Annotated in this window: 18 protein-coding genes and 1 pseudogene; 5 read left to right on the top strand and 14 right to left on the bottom strand. The window is 72.0% G+C overall.

The annotated features are described in order from the left end of the window. Nucleotides 1-92: 92 nt before the first annotated feature. Entirely contained in the window at nt 93-2,486 is a 2,394-nt protein-coding gene (locus tag TR46_RS07030; RefSeq protein ID WP_042395336.1) for an ATP-binding cassette domain-containing protein, read from the bottom strand. A gap of 94 nt (nt 2,487-2,580) precedes the next feature. After that, on the bottom strand, nt 2,581-3,600 hold the full coding sequence (locus TR46_RS07025; protein ID WP_042395333.1) for an alpha/beta hydrolase: 1,020 nt from the start codon (nt 3,598-3,600) through the stop codon (nt 2,581-2,583). A gap of 202 nt (nt 3,601-3,802) precedes the next feature. Here TR46_RS07025 and TR46_RS07020 point away from each other — a divergent pair, with 202 nt between their 5' ends. Together TR46_RS07020 and TR46_RS07015 are read left to right on the top strand one after the other, a co-directional pair. Continuing rightward, nucleotides 3,803-4,888 carry an S-(hydroxymethyl)mycothiol dehydrogenase gene (locus TR46_RS07020; protein WP_042395331.1) on the top strand — a complete coding sequence of 362 codons (1,086 nt, stop codon included), beginning with the start codon at nt 3,803-3,805 and terminating at the stop codon, nt 4,886-4,888. Continuing rightward, on the top strand, nt 4,888-5,544 hold the full coding sequence (locus tag TR46_RS07015) for an MBL fold metallo-hydrolase (protein ID WP_042395330.1): 657 nt from the start codon (nt 4,888-4,890) through the stop codon (nt 5,542-5,544). The genes TR46_RS07020 and TR46_RS07015 overlap by 1 nt, the downstream gene beginning before the upstream one ends. Nucleotides 5,545-5,699: 155 nt before the next feature. Here the strand turns inward: TR46_RS07015 and TR46_RS07010 are convergent, their stop codons facing one another. The 5 genes from TR46_RS07010 to TR46_RS06990 form a co-directional block, all read right to left on the bottom strand. After that, complete coding sequence (locus TR46_RS07010; RefSeq protein WP_042395328.1) at nt 5,700-6,173, bottom strand: SRPBCC family protein; 474 nt, start codon at nt 6,171-6,173, stop codon at nt 5,700-5,702. Between the two features lie 4 nt (nt 6,174-6,177). Next, complete coding sequence (locus TR46_RS07005) at nt 6,178-6,525, bottom strand: ArsR/SmtB family transcription factor (RefSeq protein ID WP_042395327.1); 348 nt, start codon at nt 6,523-6,525, stop codon at nt 6,178-6,180. 100 nt (nt 6,526-6,625) lie between these two features. Beyond that, a complete protein-coding gene (locus tag TR46_RS07000) occupies nt 6,626-7,099 on the bottom strand; it encodes a carboxymuconolactone decarboxylase family protein (protein WP_042395325.1) in 474 nt (157 codons plus the stop codon). A gap of 97 nt (nt 7,100-7,196) precedes the next feature. Further along, on the bottom strand, nt 7,197-8,837 hold the full coding sequence (locus tag TR46_RS06995) for an APC family permease (RefSeq protein WP_042395322.1): 1,641 nt from the start codon (nt 8,835-8,837) through the stop codon (nt 7,197-7,199). Nucleotides 8,838-9,005: 168 nt separating this feature from the next. Beyond that, nucleotides 9,006-9,335 carry an STAS domain-containing protein gene (locus TR46_RS06990; RefSeq protein ID WP_042395319.1) on the bottom strand — a complete coding sequence of 110 codons (330 nt, stop codon included), beginning with the start codon at nt 9,333-9,335 and terminating at the stop codon, nt 9,006-9,008. 140 nt (nt 9,336-9,475) lie between these two features. Between TR46_RS06990 and TR46_RS06985 the strand changes: the two genes are divergently transcribed. Beyond that, nucleotides 9,476-10,174, top strand: coding sequence for an IMP cyclohydrolase (locus TR46_RS06985; protein ID WP_236655234.1), 699 nt, complete (start codon nt 9,476-9,478; stop codon nt 10,172-10,174). On the opposite strand, the gene TR46_RS06980 is transcribed toward TR46_RS06985, so the two are convergent. Continuing rightward, nucleotides 10,165-10,857: a PhzF family phenazine biosynthesis protein gene (locus TR46_RS06980; RefSeq protein ID WP_042395316.1), complete on the bottom strand. Its 693-nt coding sequence runs from the start codon at nt 10,855-10,857 to the stop codon at nt 10,165-10,167. The genes TR46_RS06985 and TR46_RS06980 overlap by 10 nt on opposite strands. Nucleotides 10,858-10,919: 62 nt before the next feature. Further along, nucleotides 10,920-11,300: a ClpX C4-type zinc finger protein gene (locus tag TR46_RS06975; protein ID WP_042395314.1), complete on the bottom strand. Its 381-nt coding sequence runs from the start codon at nt 11,298-11,300 to the stop codon at nt 10,920-10,922. A 189-nt stretch (nt 11,301-11,489) separates the two neighbouring features. Between TR46_RS06975 and TR46_RS45525 the strand changes: the two are divergent. Then, a pseudogene (locus TR46_RS45525) lies at nt 11,490-11,657 on the top strand (DUF2201 family putative metallopeptidase); the annotation flags it as partial. A 43-nt stretch (nt 11,658-11,700) separates the two neighbouring features. Here TR46_RS45525 and TR46_RS06970 read toward each other — a convergent pair. Continuing rightward, complete coding sequence (locus TR46_RS06970; protein ID WP_042395311.1) at nt 11,701-12,081, bottom strand: VOC family protein; 381 nt, start codon at nt 12,079-12,081, stop codon at nt 11,701-11,703. Nucleotides 12,082-12,112: 31 nt separating this feature from the next. Further along, on the bottom strand, nt 12,113-12,874 hold the full coding sequence (locus tag TR46_RS06965; RefSeq protein WP_042395306.1) for a DeoR/GlpR family DNA-binding transcription regulator: 762 nt from the start codon (nt 12,872-12,874) through the stop codon (nt 12,113-12,115). A gap of 73 nt (nt 12,875-12,947) precedes the next feature. On the opposite strand from TR46_RS06965, the gene TR46_RS06960 reads away from it, so the two are divergent. Further along, nucleotides 12,948-14,192, top strand: a complete 1,245-nt coding sequence (locus tag TR46_RS06960) for an MFS transporter (protein ID WP_063770537.1) — start codon at nt 12,948-12,950, stop codon at nt 14,190-14,192. Here TR46_RS06960 and TR46_RS06955 read toward each other — a convergent pair. The 3 genes from TR46_RS06955 to TR46_RS06945 all read right to left on the bottom strand — a co-directional run bounded on the left by TR46_RS06955 (nt 14,178) and on the right by TR46_RS06945 (nt 19,641). Beyond that, nucleotides 14,178-16,988 carry a DUF5682 family protein gene (locus TR46_RS06955; protein ID WP_042395631.1) on the bottom strand — a complete coding sequence of 937 codons (2,811 nt, stop codon included), beginning with the start codon at nt 16,986-16,988 and terminating at the stop codon, nt 14,178-14,180. The genes TR46_RS06960 and TR46_RS06955 overlap by 15 nt on opposite strands. 86 nt (nt 16,989-17,074) lie before the next feature. Continuing rightward, nucleotides 17,075-18,187, bottom strand: a complete 1,113-nt coding sequence (locus TR46_RS06950; RefSeq protein ID WP_042395304.1) for an ATP-binding protein — start codon at nt 18,185-18,187, stop codon at nt 17,075-17,077. A gap of 14 nt (nt 18,188-18,201) precedes the next feature. Then, nucleotides 18,202-19,641 carry a vWA domain-containing protein gene (locus TR46_RS06945; RefSeq protein ID WP_042395300.1) on the bottom strand — a complete coding sequence of 480 codons (1,440 nt, stop codon included), beginning with the start codon at nt 19,639-19,641 and terminating at the stop codon, nt 18,202-18,204. Between the last annotated feature and the right edge of the window lie 212 nt (nt 19,642-19,853).

The raw sequence follows: 19,853 nt of genomic DNA, 5'->3' as shown, positions 1-19,853 counted from the left end.
CTCGTACGGACCCGTCGGCGCACGGCCGGACGCGGGGCCACGTCCAGCCGGCGTCGCGCGGGACTGCTCGCAACTGCCACCGGCTCCGGGGGTCAGCCGGCGACGTGGTCCGCGACGTACTCCGCGAGGTGCTCGCCGGTGAGGGTGGAGCGGGCGGCGACCAGGTCCGCCGGCGTGCCCTCGAAGACGACGCGGCCGCCGTCGTGGCCGGCTCCGGGGCCCAGGTCGATGATCCAGTCCGCGTGCGCCATCACCGCCTGGTGGTGCTCGATGACGATGACCGACTTGCCGGAGTCGACCAACCGGTCCAGCAGGGCCAGCAGTTGCTCGACATCGGCGAGGTGCAGGCCGGTGGTCGGCTCGTCCAGGATGTAGACGCCGCCCTTCTCGCCCATGTGGGTGGCCAGCTTGAGCCGCTGCCGCTCGCCGCCGGACAGGGTGGTGAGCGGCTGACCGAGGGTCAGGTAGCCGAGCCCGACGTCCGCGAGCCGGGCCAGAACGCGCTGGGCGGCGGGGATGGCCGCCTCGCCCTCGGCGAAGAACTCCCCGGCCCGGTCCACCGACATCGCCAGCACCTCGCTGATGTCCCGGCCGCCGAGGCGGTACTCCAGCACCGAGGCGTCGAACCGCTTGCCCTCGCACTCCTCGCAGGTCTGCGCCACCCCGGCCATCATCGCCAGGTCCGTGTAGACCACGCCGGCGCCGTTGCAGTTCGGGCAGGCGCCCTCGGAGTTGGCGCTGAACAGGGCCGGCTTGACGTCGTTGGCCTTGGCGAACGCCTTGCGGATCGGCTCCAGCAGTCCGGTGTACGTCGCCGGGTTGCTGCGCCGCGAGCCGCGGATCGGGGCCTGATCCACCGTCACCACGCCCTCCCGGCCGGACACCGAGCCCTGGATCAGCGAGCTCTTGCCCGACCCGGCCACGCCGGTGAGCACCGTGAGCACGCCCAGCGGGATGTCGACGTCCACGTCCTGCAGGTTGTTGGTGCCCGCGCCGCGCACCTCCAGCGCACCCGACGGCTTGCGCACCTCCGGCTTCACCGAGGCCCGGTCGTCCAGATGCCGGCCGGTGAGCGTCCCGGCGGAGCGCAGGTCCGCGAGCGTGCCCTCGAAGCAGACCGTGCCACCGGACGTGCCCGCGCCGGGGCCCAGGTCCACGACATGGTCGGCGATGGCGATCGTCTCCGGCTTGTGCTCCACCACCAGGACCGTGTTGCCCTTGTCGCGCAGCCGCAGCAGCAGCCGGTTCATCCGCTGGATGTCGTGCGGGTGCAGGCCGATGGTGGGCTCGTCGAAGATGTAGGTGACATCGGTGAGCGAGGAGCCCAGGTGCCGGATCATCTTGGTGCGCTGCGCCTCGCCGCCGGAGAGGGTGCCGGCGGGCCGGTTCAGCGAGAGGTAGCCGAGGCCGATCTCCACGAACGAGTCCAGGGTCTGCCCCAGCGCGGTCAGCAGCGGCGCCACTGATGGTTCGTCGAGTCCGCGGACCCAGTCGGCCAGGTCGCTGATCTGCATGGCGCAGGCGTCGGCGATGCTGATCTTCTTGATCTTCGAGGAGCGGGCGCCCTCGCTGAGCCGGGTGCCGTCGCAGTCGGGGCAGGTGGTGAAGGCGACCGCGCGGTCCACGAACTCCCGGATGTGCGGCTGCATCGCCTCCGGGTCCTTGGACAGCATCGACTTCTGGATCCGCGGGATCAGGCCCTCGTAGGTCATGTTGATGCCCGCGATCTTCATCCGCACGGGCTCGTGGTAGAGGAAGGCGTGCAGCTCCTTCTTGGTGTACTTCCGGATCGGCTTGTCCGGGTCCACGAGGCCGGACTCGGTGTAGAGCCGGTAGTTCCAGCCGCCGCCCTTGTAGCCGGGGACGGTGATCGCGTCCTCGTTGAGCGACTTGGACTCGTCGTAGAACTGGGTCAGGTCGACGTCGGAGACCGTGCCGCGGCCCTCGCAGCGGGTGCACATGCCGCCGGTGCGGTTGAAGGTGGCCTTCACCGTCTTCTGGTCGCCGCGCTCCACCGTGATGGCGCCGCTCGCCCTGACCGAGGGGACGTTGAAGGCGTAGGCGCTCGGGGGGCCGATGTGCGGCTCGCCGAGGCGGCTGAAGAGGATCCGCAGCATCGCGTTGGCGTCGGTGGCGGTGCCGACCGTGGAACGCGGGTCGCCGCCCATCCGCTGCTGGTCGACGCTGATCGCGGTGGTAAGCCCGTCGAGGACGTCGACCTCCGGCCGCGCCAGGGTCGGCATGAAGCCCTGGACGAACGCGCTGTAGGTCTCGTTGATCAGCCGCTGCGACTCCGCCGCGATGGTGCTGAAGACCAGCGAGCTCTTGCCCGAGCCGGAGACCCCGGTGAACACCGTCAGCCGGCGCTTCGGGATCTCGATGCTGACGTCCTTGAGGTTGTTCACCCGCGCCCCCAGTACGCGGATCAGATCGTGGCTGTCGGCAGCGTGCGGCTCGGGCGACTGCGTCCCCGTCTTCTCGGCCATGCCTATCGTGTCCCCATCTTCGTCAGGCTGCGGTGTTTCAGGCTGCGGTGCTTCAGGCTCCGCTGTTTCGGGCCCGGTGTTGCTGCCTGTCACGCTACGGGCGGGCGGTGGGATCCGCTTCTTCGTTCCTGACCGGTCGCGCGAGCTGCTGACCGAGCCAGGCCTCCATGACCGCGTAGGCCTGCTCGCGCGGTTCGGCCAGGGACAGGAAGACGTCGTGGCGCGCGTCCGGGACCGGCACCACGGTGGTCTCGCCGCCGAGGGAGCCGGCCCAGCGGGCGATGTGCTCGACGTCGACCACGGTGTCCGCGCGGTCGCTGAGCGGTGAGTACCGCGGCGAGAAGTCGGAGCGGTCGGAGCGCAGCACCAGCGAGGGGACGCCGATGTCCAGGCCGCGGTGCAGCCGGGCCTGCGCGCGCCGGATCGCGTTGAGCCAGCCGATCGTCACCGGGAAGCCCTCCATCGGCTTCAGCGCGAGGTCGAAGTCCCATTCGCCGGTGCCGCTGGTGTGCAGGGTGTTGGTGTACACGCCGATCGGAGCCTTGAGGTGCCGCAGCGGAAACGGCTTGGCCAGGACGCGGATCAGCTGGGTCAGCAGGCCGCGCTCCACCGGCTTGCCCTGCAGGTCGAACCAGGGGCTGTTGAACACCGCCCCGGCGACCGGCGCGACCTGTCCGGCCGCCCGGCGCCGGTCCAGCCACAGGGCGGTGACCAGCCCACCGGTGGAGTGGCCGATGACGTACACCGGCAGACCGGGGTGGTCCGCGGCGACGACGGCCAGCGCGCGCTCCAGCTCCTCGTCGTAGCGGGCCAGGTCGGAGATGTGGTGCGCGGTCTGCCCCGGCTTCCGGGCCCGACCGCATTTGCGCAGGTCCAAGGCGTAGAACGGGAGTCCCTGACGGGCCAGGGCGTCGGCGAGGCCGGTCTGGAAGAAGTAGTCGGAGAAACCGTGCAGATACAGCACGGCGCCGCGGACGGCCTCCTCGGGCTTGGGGTCGCGCCGCACGAGTACGGCGGCGACCGTCCCCTCCCGGTCCGGGTCGGTACCCAGGTCGAAGTCGTGCCGGTGGTAGCCGGGGCCGAGGATGTCCTGCTGCCAGTCGGTGTCGGGCATGGGTGACCTCCGGGTCGGGGGCCTGCGGTGGCCTGCGCGGTCGCTGAGGGGATGCGTCCCCGGGGACACTCTGCACCATGCGCCGACGCCGGTGGGCGAGGGGCGGCACGGTCGGGCGCGACGGCGGCTTCGAGCCGCTGGGGTACGGCGGACAGCTGCCGGGGTACGGTCGGATCACCTGAGGAGAGGAGGGGCAACCACCATGCCCCAGCGTGTACGTGGAGTGATCGCCCCGGGCAAGGGCGCACCGGTGCGGATCGAGACGATCGTGGTGCCGGACCCCGGGCCCGGTGAGGCCGTCGTCAAGGTGCAGGCGTGCGGGGTGTGCCACACCGATCTGCACTACCGCGAGGGCGGGATCAACGACGAGTTCCCGTTCCTGCTCGGCCATGAGGCGGCCGGGATCGTGGAGAGCGTGGGCGACGGCGTCACCGAGGTGGCGCCCGGCGACTTCGTGATCCTCAACTGGCGCGCGGTCTGCGGCCAGTGCCGGGCCTGTCGGCGCGGGCGGCCCCAGTACTGCTTCAACACCCACAACGCCGAGCAGAAGATGACGTTGGAGGACGGCACCGAGCTGTCCGCGGCGCTGGGCATCGGCGCCTTCGCCGACAAGACCCTGGTCGCGGCGGGCCAGTGCACCAAGGTCGATCCGGCTGCCTCGCCGGCCGCGGCCGGACTGCTCGGCTGCGGGGTGATGGCGGGCCTCGGCGCGGCGGTGAACACCGGCGCGGTGTCGCGCGGCGACACCGTCGCGGTGATCGGCTGCGGCGGGGTCGGCAGCGCGGCGGTGATGGGCGCGCGGCTGGCCGGTGCGGCGCGGATCATCGCGGTGGACATCGACGACAACAAGCTCGCCACCGCGCTGCGGCTGGGCGCCACCCACTCCGTCAACTCACGGGCCGGCGACCCGGTGGCGGCGATCCAGGAGCTGACCGGCGGCAACGGCGCGGACGTGGTGATCGAGGCGGTGGGCCGCCCCGAGACCTACAAGCAGGCGTTCTACGCCCGCGACCTGGCCGGCACCGTGGTCCTGGTCGGGGTGCCCACCCCGGAGATGAAGCTGGAGCTGCCGCTGCTGGACGTCTTCGGACGCGGCGGAGCGCTGAAGTCCTCCTGGTACGGGGACTGCCTGCCCAGCCGGGACTTCCCGATGCTGATCGACCTCTATCTGCAGGGCCGGCTGGACCTGGACGCCTTCGTCTCCGAGACGATCCCGCTGGACGGTGTGGAGGAGGCCTTCGTGCGGATGCACAAGGGCGAGGTGCTGCGCTCGGTGGTGGTCTTCTGATGACGGGCGGCCCCGCCGGGTCCGCCGGCTCGGCCAGGGTCGAGCACCTGGTCACCTCCGGCACCTTCGACCTCGACGGCGGCAGCTGGGAGGTGGACAACAACGTCTGGATCGTCGGCGACGACAGCGAGGTGCTGGTCGTCGACGCCGCCCATGACGCCGAGGTCATCGCCGCGGCGGTGGGCCCGCGACGGCTGGTGGCGATCGTGTCCACGCACGCACACAACGACCACATCGACGCGGCCCCGGCGCTGGCGGCGCGGACCGGGGCGCCGGTCCTGCTGCACCCGGACGACCTGCCGCTGTGGAAGCAGACCCACCCGGGGCGGTTGCCCGACGGCGAACTGACCGACGGTCAGCGGATCACGGTGGCCGGGACCGAGCTGGTCGTCCTGCACACCCCGGGGCACAGCCCCGGGGCCGTCTGCCTGTACTCGGCCCAGCTGGGCGTGCTGTTCTCGGGCGACACCCTGTTCCACGGCGGGCCGGGGGCCACCGGGCGGTCCTTCTCGCACTTCCCGACCATCATCGACTCGATCAGGGACCGGCTGCTCACGCTGCCGCCGGAGACGGTGGTGCGCACCGGCCACGGCGACTCCACGACGATCGGGGCCGAGGCCGCGGACCTGCCGGTCTGGATCGAGCGGGGGCACTGACGGGGGTGTCATACTGCGGACCGTAGCGGGCTGAGCGCGCAGTTCCCCGCGCCCCCAACGGTGCTGCAACTGACCCTCTGCGGGGAAGTTGCACCCACCCAGGGGCGCGGGGAACTGCGCGACCAGCCAATGACGGCCCGCAGTCGAAAGCACTGCTACACCACGGTCTTCAGTTCCACGGCGAGCCGCTCCAGCTGCGACCGCGTCCCCGCCTCGCGCCACTCCGGCCGGTCCTGTCCGTCCAGGTACGCGCCCTGGTCCGTTACGGTCAGCCGGGTCCCGGCCCCCTCCGGGTCGAACTGGACGTGGACCAGGTTGACCGCGAGGCGGGTCTCGTCCCGGTGCATGTGGTTGGTCAGGACGATGCGCTCGTCCGGCACGATGTCGCGGAAGCAGCCCTCGTAGCTGAACACGGGGCCGCCCTTCCCGTCCTGGAAGGTGTTCCGCTCGGTGCCCCCGACCCGGAAGTCCAGCTCCAGCGTGGCGGCGTCCGGGTCGGGGCTGTCCACACCGGCGAACCAGCGGTTCTTGGCCGTCTGGTCGGCCCATGCGGCGAACACCCGGGCGGGCGGAGCGTCGTACACGTGCACGATGACGAAGGTCGCGTGGGTGACGGATCGATCGGACATGGTGTCACTCCTTCTGCTCGTTCTGCTTGGGTTCCTCAGCCAGGAAGTCGCCGAGCCGGTCCAGTCGGACCTCCCAACTGGTCCGCTGTGCGGCGAACCACGCCTCGGCGGCCCGCAGTCCCGCCGGTACGACGTGGCAGGTGCGCACGCGGCCGACCTTCTCCGACCGCACCAGACCGGCCGCCTCCAGCACCTGCAGGTGCTGGACCACGGCGGCCAGCGACATCGGCAGCGGCTTGGCCAGCTCGCTCACCGAGGCCGGCCTGCGGATCAGCCGTTCGACCAGGGCCCGACGGGTGGGGTCGGCCAGCGCCTGGAAGACCCGGTCGAGCGGGACCTCATGGTTAAGCATGTACTTAAGTATTGAGCCGCGGAGGGCAATAGTCAAGTAGATACTTAAGCATTGGCGCCCCCGGGCCCTGGTGCGGGCCCGGGGGGCGGATGTTCCTCGTTCAGCCGAACATGCCGGGGCGGTAGTCCCCGGCAGGCTGCTGGAGGATGACGTTCATCCGGTTGTAGGCGTTGATCAGCGCGATCAGCGACACCAGGGCGGCGAGCTGGTCCTCGTCGTAGTGCTTGGCGGCGTTGGCCCAGACGTCGTCCGGGACGCCGCCGGCGGCGTCGGCGATGCGGGTGCCCTGCTCCGCCAGCTCCAGGGCGGCGCGCTCGGCCTCGGTGAAGACCTTGGCCTCGCGCCAGGCGGCCACCATGCTGAGGCGGATCGCGGTCTCCCCGGCCTCCGCCGCGTCCTTGGTGTGCATGTCGAGGCAGAATCCGCAGCCGTTGATCTGGCTGGCGCGGATCTTCACCAGCTCCTGCGTCGCGGCCGGCAGGGTGGAGCCTGCCACTGCCTTGTTGGCGGAGTTGAAGTACTTCAGGGCCTGGCCGGCCACCGCGTTGCCGAAGACGTTGAGACGAGCTTCCATGACGAACTCCCGTGTGCCTGGTTGGTCGGTACATTCCTAGGACAGGAGGGCGCGGCCGAATGTGACATGGACCGGTGTGACCTGGGTCTCCCGGGGATCAGAGCACCGGAGGCGCCGGGGGTACCGAGGGCGCCGGGGGTACCGCCACCGGAAGTCCCCGGCCCGCGCGGACGGCCCAGACGAACAGGGCCGAGGCCACCACGGCGACCGTGATCGAGTCGTACGGCGCGCGGAGATGGTCCGTGCCCTTGAAGGACCCCAGCCAGGACAGCAGTGTGAGCGCCAGCAGGTACACCACCAGCCAGGCGCCGCGCAGCAGCTCCGCCGCCAGCGAGGCCTCCTCGCGGTGCTCGGGCCGCAGCAGCAGGAAGAGCGGCAGGCCGATCAGCACCAGCGGCAGCGCGTAGCGCAGGTCGTGCCAGCCGGACCAGTAGACGAACTCGCTGGCCACCACGAAGCTGAGCGGCGCGATCCAGTTCAGCCCGGGGATCCAGCCGACCAGCCCGCCGTCGGGGCGGCCCCGGAAGACGGCGACGGCCACCGCCGATGCGGCGTAGATGAGCAGATACATGTCGCCCATCACGCTGACGATCTGCTGCCAGCCGTTGAACGGCAGCAGGAAGACGGCGATCACGGCCAGGTTGAGCAGCAGCGCCCGCTGTGGCACGCCGCGGCGTCCGTCGACCCGCATGAAGAACCGCGGCAGGGTGCCGTTCTTGGCCAGCGCGTAGGTGTGCCGGGCATCGATGGCGACTCCGACGTAGGCCGAGCCGCCGGGGGAGACCACGGCGTCCACGTAGAGCAGGCTGGACAGCCACTGCAGATTGAGGATCAGGGCGAGCTGGCCGAACGGCGAGTCGAAGTTGACGCCGGACCAGCCGTGGCCGAGCAGGCGCTCGGGGACGGTGTAGAGGAAGGCCAACTGCAGGGCCAGGTAGAGCAGCAGTGCCAGCCCGATGCCTGCGAGCACCGAGCCGGGCATGGTGCGGCGCGGGTGCCGGGCCTCGCCGGAGAAGTCCAGCGGGGCCTGGAAGCCGTTGAGCGAGTAGACGATGCCGCCGGCCGCCAGCGCGCTGAGCACGGCCGGGTAGCCGTAGGGGGCGAAGCCGCCGTGCGCGGAGGAGGTGAGCCGGCCGGAGTGGTAGCCGGAGGCGAAGAGCGCGGCCACGGTGAGCACCGGCACGGCGATCTTGAACAGTGACACCAGGTTGTTGAGCCGGGCGAAGAGCTTGACGGCGAACCAGTTCAGCGCGGTGAGGACCACGCTCAGCGCCAGCGCCACCGCCAGGCCGGAACCGGTGAGGCCGCCGCCGGCGCTGTAGAGCCAGGGCAGGTAGTGGTCGGCGTAGCGCATGATCGCGCTGATCTCGGCGGCGGTCCCGCCCACCGACAGCAGGGTGGACCAGCCGATCAGCGTCCCCACCAGCCGGCCGCTGGCGAACAGCGGCCAGCGCACCGTCCCGCCGCCCTCGGGGCGGGAGACGCCGAGCTCCACCATCACCAGGGCGACCAGCGCGCACAGCACCCCGGCGCCGACCCATGCCAGCAGTGACGCCGGGCCGGCCGTCTGCGCCGCGTACATCGCCGCGAACAGCCAGCCTGATCCGACGATGTTGGAGAACCCGATCGCGGTGAGCCCCCAGAACCCCAGGTCACGCCGGAGCCGGCGCTCCTCGGCCGCGACCTCGGTCCCGGCTGTGGAATCAGCGGCCGTCGAAGGCTCCTGACCGTCCGACATGCGCCCCTCGTCCTGTCACGCCCAGCCCGGCCGGTCGCCGAGGCATGAGGCATTTCGCACGATAGCAGTCGAAGACAGCCATAGCGGGTGGTCACGCGGGCGGAGCCGGCGACCGCGACTGGTTGGCGCCGCCGTTGGCGCGGTGGCCGGGCTGGTCCCCCGGCTGGTTCAACTCCCCGCCGGGGTGAGCAGTTGGGAGAGGCCGGTGGCCTCCAGGACGCGCAGCAGCGCTGGGGCCGCGCGGACGATGTGCAGCACGACGCCGAAGTCGGCGGCCTGCTTCTGGGCGCGGAGAAAGACGGTCAGTCCGCCGCGGTCGCAGAACTGCACCATGGCGGTGTCGATCTCGATGCGCAGCACCCGTGGAACGACCAGCAGTTCGTCGAGCACCGCACCGAGCAGCGCGTCGGCCTGCCGGTCGACCCGTCCGACCAGCATGATCTCCGCGATCGTCGAGCCGTCCGCAAGGTATACCGCAACGTCTGAACGGCTGCTCATATGATCTCCTGTTACGTTGACCGGGACATCAGCAACGTAGTTCGGCAGATGACGGGGTGTGCACGATTCTTTGCGGTTCCCCCGCTGCTCCCTACCGTCTGGTATACAGGGGCCGCCCGGAGCGGAAGGACGCCGTACTCGTGGAGTGGCTGAATGAGGTGCTGGCGGTCAACCGCTATCCCGGCCGTGGTGTGCTGTGGTGCAGAACCGCTGACGGGTCGGTGCTCGGCGGCTACTTCCTGACCGGGCGCAGCCCCGAGTCCCGTGCCCGGACCTTGAGTTGCACAGCGGAGGGCGATCTCGTCGTGGCTCCGACCGGGACGGGCGGGCACGACCGGCTGCGGCACTATGTCGCCGGCCGCCGGAGCGGTGAGTGGCTGGTCTTCGGCAATGGGGAGCAGGTGGCTGCGGTCGCCGACCGGCTCGCCGCCGGGCAGCCCCCGGCGCCGGCCCTGGACGGGCTGGACTACGAGCCGGACCCGCCGATCTTCACGCCCCGGCTGACCGTGGTCCTGGACCTCGGCGACACGGCCAGGGCCTGGTTCGGCGCCGCGCGGCACAGCGGCGGGGAACGCACCGCCACCAATCGGCTGACGCTCCAGGCCGGTGGCCTGGCCCCGGGCGAGGGCGTGCTGATGACGACCTATCAGTCGGACGGGCGCGACATCGCCACGGGGCGTCCGTTCATCGAGTTCCGGACCAGGGCCCACAGCTCCCACGATCTCTCCCGGGAGCTGTGGGCGGCGCTGCCGGAGGACCTGCGCATCGCCGCCGCGGTCTTCACCCCCGGCGCCCTCGGTCAGGCCGAGATCCGCCAGGCGGTACCCGCTCAGTCCTGACCGGCCCCACCGGTCCCGGCGGAGCCGACTGCTGCGACGCGGCCACCGACCTCGATCCAGCCCTGGTCGGAGACACGGGCCAGGATCTCCGAGCCCGCGCCCTGGCGGATCCGCAGGTCCCGGCCCAACTCGCCGGCGAGCAGCATCGCGGCGGCGCCGGTCGCCTCGTCCTCGGTGATGGCGTCGCCGCGGCGGGGGAAGCCGCGGGCCCTGACCGTGCCCGCGGCCTCGTCCGCCCAGGCCCAGGCGTAGAGCCAGCCCTCGCCCGGGGGCGGGGCCGGCAGCGCGTCGACCTCCGCGGCGGAACCGAACTGCTGGGTGCGCTTGCCCGACACCCACTCGGCCCGGCCGCGGATCCAGGTGAAGTCCCCGTCGGCCCAGGTCGCGACCTCGCCGGCCTCGGTCCGGAGCAGGTCGACCGCTTCGCCGTGGTGGCGCAGCAGCCAGGCGGTGCCGATCAGCGGATAGCCGGCGAAGGGCAGCCGCACGCTGGGCGTGTAGATGTCCACCTCGCCCCGCGCGGTGTGGTCCACGAACACCGTCTCGGAGAAGCCGAGCCGCCGGGCGACCTCCTGGCGATCCGCCACACCCCGTACCGAGGCCCCGTCGCGGACCACGCCCAGCGGACTGCCCCCGGTCCCGTCGGCACCCAGGAAGACCTGCACAACCTCGACATCAGCCATGCCGAGATCCAATCACAGGCCCTCGCGGGCCCCGGCCCCGCTGGTGCCCCCTGCCGTGCCGGTCACTGCTCGCGCTGGGGGGCGTAGCGCTCCCAGGCCGACTGGCGGGTCATGCTGAGGGCGGTGCCGATCCTGGCCCAGGAGACGCCGCGCTCCCGCAGCCGGTCCACCAGGAGCCGCAGGCTGCCGTCCACCTGTGCGCCGACGGCGGCGATGCGCGGCAGCCGCTCCAGGATCTGCTCGTCCGTCATGTCCTCCCAGTCGGGAACCTCGGAGGAGGCCGGCCCGGCGGCGGCCTCCTGGCCCAGGATGTCGTTGCACAGGCTCACGCACTCATTGCAGATGTAGACGCCGGGGCCGGCGATGATCTTCGCGACCGCGGGCGCCGGCTTGACGCAGAAGGAGCAGTGGACCTCGGTGGGGGAGGGTGCGGTTGTCGGCATGGCTTCGTCTCCTCGATCGGCCTGCCGTCAGGCGTTGCCTGACGGCCTGTCGGCAACCTTAGAGTGTCAGGCCCCGCCTGACAAGACTGGTGCGGCAGGGTCGTTCCGAGCCGCCGGTGCGGCGTCCCGGCGCGGAGCGCGGTGCAGCCAGGCGCGCTCTGCGGTACTCCAGGCACTGGTGGTCAGCAGATAGTCGCCCTGACCGACGGTCAGGCCCCCTGGCCCGCCACCCGCCCTCCGTGCCGCACGGTCATCGGCCTCTTCGCCCGCCATGAGCCGACCCGCTCCCGGAACGAGGACAACCCCGACTACGCCCCGGACCACCCGCCCGCCTGGGCCCGCGTGGTCGACATCGGCCAGCCGCCGGCGCAGCGGCCCTTCGGATGTTCGGTGTTGCGGGCTACGGCCAGGTGTGGGCGTGGGCGGCGAAGTAGTCGGGGTCGCTGTGTACGGGGACGACGCACAGGAGGTGGCCGCCGGGGGCGCGGAGGGTGCGGCATTCCAGCCAGTCGGACACCTCGGTGGCGCCGAGCGCCAGGAGTCGGGCTGTCTCGGCGCGGACGTCGTCGGTCTCGATGTCGATGTGGAAGCGGGGGGCGTCGTCCACCGACTGCACGACGGTGACCAGTCCGGGCAGGGCATCGGGCAGGACGGTGAACTGCGGCTCCCTCTTGTCCACCCGGGCGGCCGCGCCCAGTGCGGCGGACCAGAACGAGGCGGCCTCCGCCGCCTGCGCCTCGGGGGTGTCGATGAGGACGGCGTAGACACGGGTTCGATGCATGCGACAGACCATAGCGATCAGTCCGGTGTGGTCATACGGTGCTGACGGTCACTCCGGCGGCGGCGAGTGCCTGGAGTTCCTCCTCGGGGGCGGTGTCGTCGGTGACCAGGGCGGTCAGCGCGGTGGCGGGGACGGCGAACGCGAGGGCGGCGCGGGTCAGTTTGCCGCCGTCGGCGACGGCGATGACGCGGCGGGCGGAGGCGATGGCGGTGCGCTTGATGTCGGCGTCGTCCAGGTCGTAGGCGGTCAGCCCCTGTTCGGCGGTCAGGCCGCAGCAGCCCACGACGGCGGTGTCGAAACGCAGTGCCGCCAGCGAGGCGCGGGTCAGCGGCCCGGTGAGCGCGCCCTCGCCCCGGCGCGGGCGGCCGCCGGGGACCAGCACCGTGGTCGAGCCGGGCTCGTCGACGAGTACGTTGACGGCCGGCAGCGACAGCGGCATGACCGTGAGGCGGCGTCCGCGCAGCGCCCGCGCGACCTCCACACAGGTCGTGCCGCTGTCGAGCACCACCGACTCGCCGTCCGCGAGCAGTCCCGCCACATGGCCGGCGATGCGCCGCTTGGCCTCGGCTGCCTCCTCCGCCCTGAGGGCGAAAGGCGGCTCCTCGCCGCGCAGCAGCAGGCTGCGCGCGCCGCCGCGGTAGCGCTCCAACACGCCCTGGCTCATCAGCAGGTCGAGGTCGCGCCGGACGGTCATCTCCGAGGCACCGGTGAGTCCCGCCAACTCCGCGACCCCGAGCGTGCCGGCCTCCTGCACCGCCTGCGTGATCCTTCTGAGCCGGTCCGTGTTCGCCATGCCACCTATTGAACATCATGTCTGTGCGTTAAATCAATTTACGAACAGAGATTATGTTCGTTATGTTTGATCCATGGATCGATCACTGCGGGCCGCACGACTGGCCACCTTCGTCTACTTCATCCTCAACGGGACGGTCATGGGGATGTGGGTGGTCCAGATCCCCACCGTCGAGCACCGCACCGGGATCAGCCACGCCGTGCTCGGCGAACTCCTGCTGCTGCTCGCGTTCGGAGCCTTCGTCGGGATGCGGGTGGCCGGACCGCTGGCCGACCGGTTCGGCGCCCGCGTGATGGTGCCTGCGGGCGCCGCGCTGTGCAGCGCGACCCTGGCCCTGCCCGGCCTGGCGACCGGCGCGGCCCCACTGACCGGGGCGCTGTTCGTCTTCGGCCTCGGGAACGGGGTGCTGGACGTCAGCATGAACACCCACGCCGTCCAGGTGGAGCACGCCTACCGGCGCCCGATCCTGGCCGTCTTCCACGCCGCCTACTCCCTCGGCGGCGTGCTGGCCGCCCTGGCCGGGGCCCGGGCGATCAGTGCCGGTTGGACCCCCGCCACGACGCTCGGGACCGCGGCGGTCATCGGCGCCGTCATCGGCCTGGCGACGGCGCCGCTGCTGCTGCGCCGCCCCGCCGCGCCTGCCGCGGATCCGGTCGCCCCCACCACGGGCCCGCGCGGGCGCCGGACCTCGCGGCGGATCTGGGGCCTGGCGGCCCTGGCCCTGATGGTGATGCTCAGCGAGGGCGTCGCCAACGACTGGAGCACCCTGCACCTGCGCACGGTCCTGGACGCGGCCCCCGCCACCGCGGCCCTGGCCTACGGGGCGTTCTCCGTCGCGATGACGGTGGGACGGCTGCTGACCGACCGGACCGCCGCGCGCTTCGGGGCGTTCGCGGTGCTGCGCTACGGCGCCGCCATCGCGGCCGTCGGACTGACCGTGGCCGCGCTGTCGAGCTGGATCCCGCTCGCCCTGGTCGGCTGGGCCCTGTTCGGCGCGGGACTGTCGGGCTGCGTGCCCCAACTGTTCAGCGCCGCAGGGCACGTCGACGCGCAGGCGGCCGGCGCGAACGTGTCCCGGGTGGCCAGCCTGGGGTACCTGGGCATGCTCGCCGGTCCGGCGGTGATCGGCTGGCTCACCCATCTGATGCCGCTGACCGCCGCCTTCTTCCTCCCGATCGCCTGCTGCGCGGCGGCCGCGCTCGCCGCGGGCCTGGTCCGCCCGCCGGCGGTCACCGGGACCGCATCCGACGTGCAGGGGCAGACCGGACCCGCGGACGCCGGTGCGTTGCCACCCCGCGTGAGTTCAACCGCCGACTAGGACGGCGGCGGCCTTTGCCGTCTGCGGGTGGCGGGTGAGCAGGGCCGCACCGGTCGGAAGCGGTGCGGTGCCCTCGGTGGGGGCCCAGGGGTCGTCGCAGCCGAGCAGGGCCGCGGCGGCGTCGCAGGCCGCGGGGTGTGCGGCCAGCAGGGCGGCGCGGGTGGAGGGCCGCCCCGGGGCGGCTGCGGGGCGCGGGCGGGCCGGCGGGGCGAGCCACGGCGGGGTCCAGGCGTCCAGCGCGTCCAGGCGGCCGGGGAAGATCCGTCCGGCCTCGCGCACCAGCACGGGGACGAGGTGGCTGCCGCCGCCCCGGAGCGAGGTGATCAGCAGCGGCAGCCACGGCAGCAGCACCGGGTCCGGCAGCCGGCCGAAGGCGTTGGAGAGCGCCTCCACCACGAAGTCGGCCAGCCCGGGCGCGGGCTCCAGAGCGTGGATGAGCCCGCTGAGGTACCGGGGGTAGACGGGCAGCGTGAGCGGGTTGCCCAGCAGGTCGTCGCAGCGCCGGCGCAGATCGGCGCGGGACTGCCGGCCGATCTGGACCTGAGCCGCCCACAGCAGGGCGACCTTCGCCGGCTCCTCGGGGTGCGACTGCGCCAGGGACAGCTCCAACTGGGCCCGGTCGCATCCCAGCGACAGGGCCAGCGACTCCATGCTGAACAGGAACCCCAGCATCGCCGCGACCTGACGCACCGTCGCCTCGTCGTCGGTGAACGCGGTGGGCAGCAGGGTGCAGTAGTGGGCGTAGCCGGTCTTGGTGAAGGACTCGATCCAGCCGGGGAGGGCCGGTTCGGAGGAGCGGTAGTACCCGAGCAGCCGTCGTACCCGCTGCAGTACCTCGGGGGCGCTGTCCACGGTTCGCTCGGTGGCCAGCACCTCCAGGGCGCGGGCGCCGAGCTCGTCGGCCAGGCGGCGGCTGCGCAGGTACAGCGTGGCGTCCTCGACGGCCTCCAGCACGCCGGCTGCGGTGGCCTGCGGGCCGTTGGCGGTGCGACGCAGCCGCTGCTCCAGCACCTGCTCGATGCTGACGCCCTCGTAGCCGATTTCGATCAGTGCGCGCTGGTGGGTGCCCAGGGCCAGGTCCCAGGACTCCTGGATCGGGCGCTGCCCGAGCTTGCGCTCGCCCATGATGGGCCGGGCGCTGCCGGGGGGCATCAGGTACCGCAGCATCCACAGCACGTCGGAGCAGCGCTCCAGCTCCGGGCGGCCGGAGATGTCCAGCAGCGCCCGCTGCACCCCGCGCCGTTCCAGGGGCAGGTCGAGCGCGGCGAGCCGGTCGTGGACGTCGCGGGCCAGCGGTGGGAGCGCCTCGTAGCCGACCCGGCCGATCCGGTCGCCGCCCATCATGATCTCCACCAGACGGCGCACGTCGCGCCGTCCGGGCACGGTGTCCTTCTCGATGCAGGTGACCGCCGCGTCCAGGAAGTCGTACGGGTTGGGCTTGGCCCGGTCCCGCATCCCGGCCAGCAGGATCGAGGTCTCGAAGACGGCGATCGCGTCGGCGGTGGAGGCCAGGTAGCCGGCCCGGCGGGCGGCCCGGACGATGTCCACGCACCAGCCCATCAGCTCGGACACGTCCAGGCCGTCCAGGACCGGGGGCCGCTGCAGGAACCCGGAGAGCTGGTCCGCCGCCGGTACGGCTGCAGCCGTCGCGTGCGCAGTCGCGGGCACGGCGGCACCGGTCTTGGCCTTCCCGGCCCGGGCGGGCTTCTTGGTGCCGGCCTGGCCGGCCAGGCGGAACGGGGCGACCTTGGAACGCTTGAGGTTCTTCGTCCATACGGTCGCCGCGATCGACACCGAGCCTGCTGCCAGACCGAACTGCGCCTCGATGGCGGCGTGGCTGGACGGGATCAGGCCGTACTGCCAGCTGGTGCCGGTGCGCGGGCTGATCTCGAAGGTGTCGCTGCCGTCCACGCCGAACTCGTCCACCCGGCTGGCCGCGTGGGCGGCCCCGCAGACGTACAGGGCATCGGCGGGGTCGGTCCCGGTAGCGGTCAGATGCTGCCGGATCCGGGTCCACATGTAGCGCTCGCGGTCCTCGTCGACCGCGGTGCGGCGCTCGTCGCCCGGCGCCAGCCGCCGGAACAGCGAGCCGATCAGGAACAACGCCTGCCGGTAGGTGTCGTGGTCGGCGTCGCCGAGCGGTAGCTCGACGTACTGGTGCCACCACTCCGACCAGTGCCGGACCCGGCCGTGGCGCAGCAGGTGCTGCTCCAGGTCGGCGAAGCGCGGGCGCAGCTCGCCGACCTGGACGCCGACCGCGTCGCCGTGCAGCGCCGCGCCGTCCTCCGGATGCGCCGTGTCGGGGCCGGGTGGCGCGGCGTCGGGATCGGGCCGTCCGGGCTCCTCGTAGGGCTCCCACTGGAAGACGTGGTCGCTGGAGCGGTCGACCAGCACCAGCTCCACCCCGGGGGTGTCCAGGGCGTAGGCGATCGCCTGGTACTCGGCGGACGCCTCGGTGATCGGCGCGACCACCGACAGCGGTGCCCACCCGGCCGGGAAGCCCTCGATCTCGCTGGCGAACGCCTGGACGGCGACCGGGAGCTGGCAGTTGCGCAGCTCGGCCAGGAGCGGCGCCAGGTCCTCGCACAGCTCCAGGTAGACCACCGTCGGCTGCTTCTCGCGCAGTCGGCGGGCCATGGCCAGCGCGGAGGCGGGGGAGTGGTGGCAGACCGGGAAGATCTCCAGCGGCTCGCGGACCGCGCGGTCGACGTCGTCGACGATGCCGCGCAGCAGGCCCTCCAGCGCGCCGGGGCCGTCGGCGAACCGCTCGGCCGCTTCGCTCAGCTGGAGCCGCAGGGCGTCGAACGTCCCCTCGGCAGCGGCAGCGGCAGCGGCAGAAGCGGGCGCAGTGGCGGGGGCAGTGGCGGGGGCAGCGGCTCGGCTCACGACAGGCTCGCCATCGCGTCGCGGCCGCCCTGCAGGAACTCCGGCCACGGGCCGCCGACCTCGTTGCTGCGCGGTTCGACGACGCCGTGCAGGTACTTGTTCAGGATCGCCAGGTCCTCCGGGGCGCGCCGGGCCAGCGACCCGACCATCGAGGAGGCCAGCGTGTGCGGGGTGAGCCGCGCGGCGCCGAAGAAGTTGCTGTGCAGGATCGCGTCCTCCAGCACGCCGATCTGCTCGGCGGTGGACAGCGCGGACTCCAGTTTCTCGTCGTCGCTGCCGGCCGCGGCGGCGGAGGCGCGCAGGTCGGCGAAGCTGTCCAGCAGCACGTCCAGCAGCGTCGGCGGGACCTCCAGTTCGAGCTGATGGCGCTTCAGCAGCTCCTCGGTCCGGAAGCGGACGATCTGCGCCTCGCTCTTCTTGTCGGTGACCACCGGGATGCGGACGAAGTTGAAGCGCCGCTTGAGCGCCGAGGACAGGTCGTTGACGCCACGGTCGCGGCTGTTGGCGGTGGCGATGACCGAGAAGCCCGGCTTGGCGAAGACGATGTTGTCGCTGTCGAGCTCGGGCACCGAGATGTACTTCTCGGACAGGATGGAGATCAGCGCGTCCTGGACGTCGCTGGTGGAGCGGGTGAGCTCCTCGATGCGGCCGATCGCGCCGCCCTCCATCGCGGTCATGATGGGGGAGGGGATCATCGACTCCCGGGACTGGCCCTTGGCGATCACCATGGACACGTTCCAGGAGTACTTGATGTGGTCCTCGGTGGTCCCGGCCGTGCCCTGCACCACCAGGGTGGAGTTGCGGCAGACCGCGGCGGCCAGCAGCTCGGCCAGCCAGCTCTTGCCGGTGCCGGGGTCCCCGATGAGCAGCAGCCCGCGGTCCGAGGCCAGGGTGACGATGGAGCGCTCGACGAAACCCGGGTCGCCGTACCACTTCTGATCGATCGTCCGGTCCAGCTCGTCGGAGCGCTGGGAGCCGAGGATGAAGGTGCGGATCATCTTCGGGGACAACCGCCAGGAGAACGGCTTGGTGCCGGTGTCGACCGACTCCAGGTAGTCCAGCTCCTCGGCGTACTTGGTCTCGGCGGGGGCGCGCAGCAGGTCGGACATGTCAGGGGCCCTTTCTAGGCGAGGCGGGTCTTGAGCTCGTGCACGAGCTTGCGGATGTGGCCGGATATCACCGGGGTGCCGAGGTCCTTGAAGCGCTCGCGGAACCACGGGTTGACGCTGCCCCGGCCGGCGCTGGTGACCGATCCGACCGGGATGAACTTGGCGCCGGAGCGGTGGATCGAGGCCATCGACTGGAACAGCGGCTCGCAGCTCCACTCGTAGAAGTCGCTGATCCACACCACCACGGTGTTGCGCGGCTCGGCGATCAGCGGCTGGGCCAGCGCCATCGCGACGGTGCCGTCGGTGCCGCCGCCGAGGTTGGTGCGCAGCAGCGTCTCGAACGGGTCGTGCACCCAGGGGCTGAGGTCGACGGCCCTGGTGTCGTAGGCGATCAGGTGGACGTCGACATTGGGCAGACCGGCGAAGATGGAGGCCAGAATGGTGCAGTTGACCATCGAGTCGACCATGGAGCCGGACTGGTCCACCACCACGATCAGCCGTTGCGGGGTGGTCTTCCGGGCGGTTTGGCGGTAGTGCAGCCGGTCGACGTAGAGCCGCTCCTGCTCCGGGTCCCAGTTGGTGAGGTTCTTCCAGATCGTGCGGTCCAGGTCCAGGTTGCGGAACACCCGCTTGGGCGGCACCGACCGGTCCAGGGCGCCGGTGCTCGCCTTCTCCACCTGGGTGCGCAGGACTTCGGCGACCTCGTCGACGAAGCGGCGGATCAGCGCCTTGGCGTTGGCCAGCGCGACGCCGGACAGGTTGTTCTTGTCCCGCAGCAGCTGTTCGATCAGCGACATGCTGGGGGTGAGCCGGGCGGCGAGCTGCGGATCGGCCAGGACCTCGCGCAGATGCATGCGCTTGACCAGGTCCGCCTCGATCGCGGCCAGATCCGGGCCGATCGCCGGGATCAGCCGGCTCAGGTCCGGCTGCCGACCGGGTCCGTTCCCGGTCCCGCTCCCGGCGGGTCCCGGACCACCGGGGCCGGTGCCCGGGCCGGAGGCCGGCCCGGGGCGTCCGCCGCGCAGGGCGCCCGGCCGGCAGCCGAGCGCGCGCTCCAGCCAGCCCGCGTCGGACTGCCACTGGGAGAGCTGCCCGGCGGTGACCGTGCCGCTGCCGGTGGCGAAGGCGTTCAGCAGGACCTTGGACACCAGGGCGGCCCGCCGCACCTCGGCGGCCCGGTCCCGTTCACCGGACTCGGGCTGGGGAGTCATCAGGCCGTCCAGCTCGGAGGCGAGTTCGGGGTGGCGCTGGACGATCGCGTCGACGGAGGCCTGCGGGTCCTGGAGGGCGTCCGGCAGTCCGATGTCGCGGACGACGGCCAGGCTCGCGGACTCCAGCGCAGGCTGCTCCTGGGCGTCGAACAGCCGCGCCAGCAGGCGCCAGTAGAGCACCTGGCGACGGGTCTCGTCGCGGTCCGGCCGTGGATCGGCAGGGGCCGGGATCCGGTCGGTCATCGGATGCCTCCGTGGATACCCCCGGTTTGAGGCGGGGGAGGAATCGGACTGCCCGCGGCGCGGGGCAGAGGGCGGCGATTCGCCGTCAAGGCGGACCGTCGGTGAGTCACCCTCCCGGGGGACTGCCCCGTGAGTGGCGGACGGATAGGGTGGCTATCGCCTGGACGGCGACAACCAAGCCGCCCGGGTCTACCTCCGGGCTGGAGGGATGT

Source organism: Streptacidiphilus carbonis (genome assembly GCF_000787775.1).
Classification (GTDB): domain Bacteria; phylum Actinomycetota; class Actinomycetes; order Streptomycetales; family Streptomycetaceae; genus Streptacidiphilus; species Streptacidiphilus carbonis.
The sequence above is the reverse complement of the archived record's forward strand: the minus strand, read 5'-3'. Positions and strand labels throughout refer to the sequence as shown.

Bases quoted from the DNA above. Each gene is read 5' to 3' on its own strand.
- TR46_RS07030 (WP_042395336.1), bottom strand. From the start codon at position 2,486: ATGGCCGAGAAGACGGGGACGCAGTCGCCCGAGCCGCACGCTGCCGAC.
- TR46_RS07025 (WP_042395333.1), bottom strand. From the start codon at position 3,600: ATGCCCGACACCGACTGGCAGCAGGACATCCTCGGCCCCGGCTACCAC.
- TR46_RS07020 (WP_042395331.1), top strand. From the start codon at position 3,803: ATGCCCCAGCGTGTACGTGGAGTGATCGCCCCGGGCAAGGGCGCACCG.
- TR46_RS07015 (WP_042395330.1), top strand. From the start codon at position 4,888: ATGACGGGCGGCCCCGCCGGGTCCGCCGGCTCGGCCAGGGTCGAGCAC.
- TR46_RS07010 (WP_042395328.1), bottom strand. From the start codon at position 6,173: ATGTCCGATCGATCCGTCACCCACGCGACCTTCGTCATCGTGCACGTG.
- TR46_RS07005 (WP_042395327.1), bottom strand. From the start codon at position 6,525: ATGCTTAACCATGAGGTCCCGCTCGACCGGGTCTTCCAGGCGCTGGCC.
- TR46_RS07000 (WP_042395325.1), bottom strand. From the start codon at position 7,099: ATGGAAGCTCGTCTCAACGTCTTCGGCAACGCGGTGGCCGGCCAGGCC.
- TR46_RS06995 (WP_042395322.1), bottom strand. From the start codon at position 8,837: ATGTCGGACGGTCAGGAGCCTTCGACGGCCGCTGATTCCACAGCCGGG.
- TR46_RS06990 (WP_042395319.1), bottom strand. From the start codon at position 9,335: ATGAGCAGCCGTTCAGACGTTGCGGTATACCTTGCGGACGGCTCGACG.
- TR46_RS06980 (WP_042395316.1), bottom strand. From the start codon at position 10,857: ATGGCTGATGTCGAGGTTGTGCAGGTCTTCCTGGGTGCCGACGGGACC.
- TR46_RS06975 (WP_042395314.1), bottom strand. From the start codon at position 11,300: ATGCCGACAACCGCACCCTCCCCCACCGAGGTCCACTGCTCCTTCTGC.
- TR46_RS06970 (WP_042395311.1), bottom strand. From the start codon at position 12,081: ATGCATCGAACCCGTGTCTACGCCGTCCTCATCGACACCCCCGAGGCG.
- TR46_RS06965 (WP_042395306.1), bottom strand. From the start codon at position 12,874: ATGGCGAACACGGACCGGCTCAGAAGGATCACGCAGGCGGTGCAGGAG.
- TR46_RS06960 (WP_063770537.1), top strand. From the start codon at position 12,948: ATGGATCGATCACTGCGGGCCGCACGACTGGCCACCTTCGTCTACTTC.
- TR46_RS06950 (WP_042395304.1), bottom strand. From the start codon at position 18,187: ATGTCCGACCTGCTGCGCGCCCCCGCCGAGACCAAGTACGCCGAGGAG.
- TR46_RS06945 (WP_042395300.1), bottom strand. From the start codon at position 19,641: ATGACCGACCGGATCCCGGCCCCTGCCGATCCACGGCCGGACCGCGAC.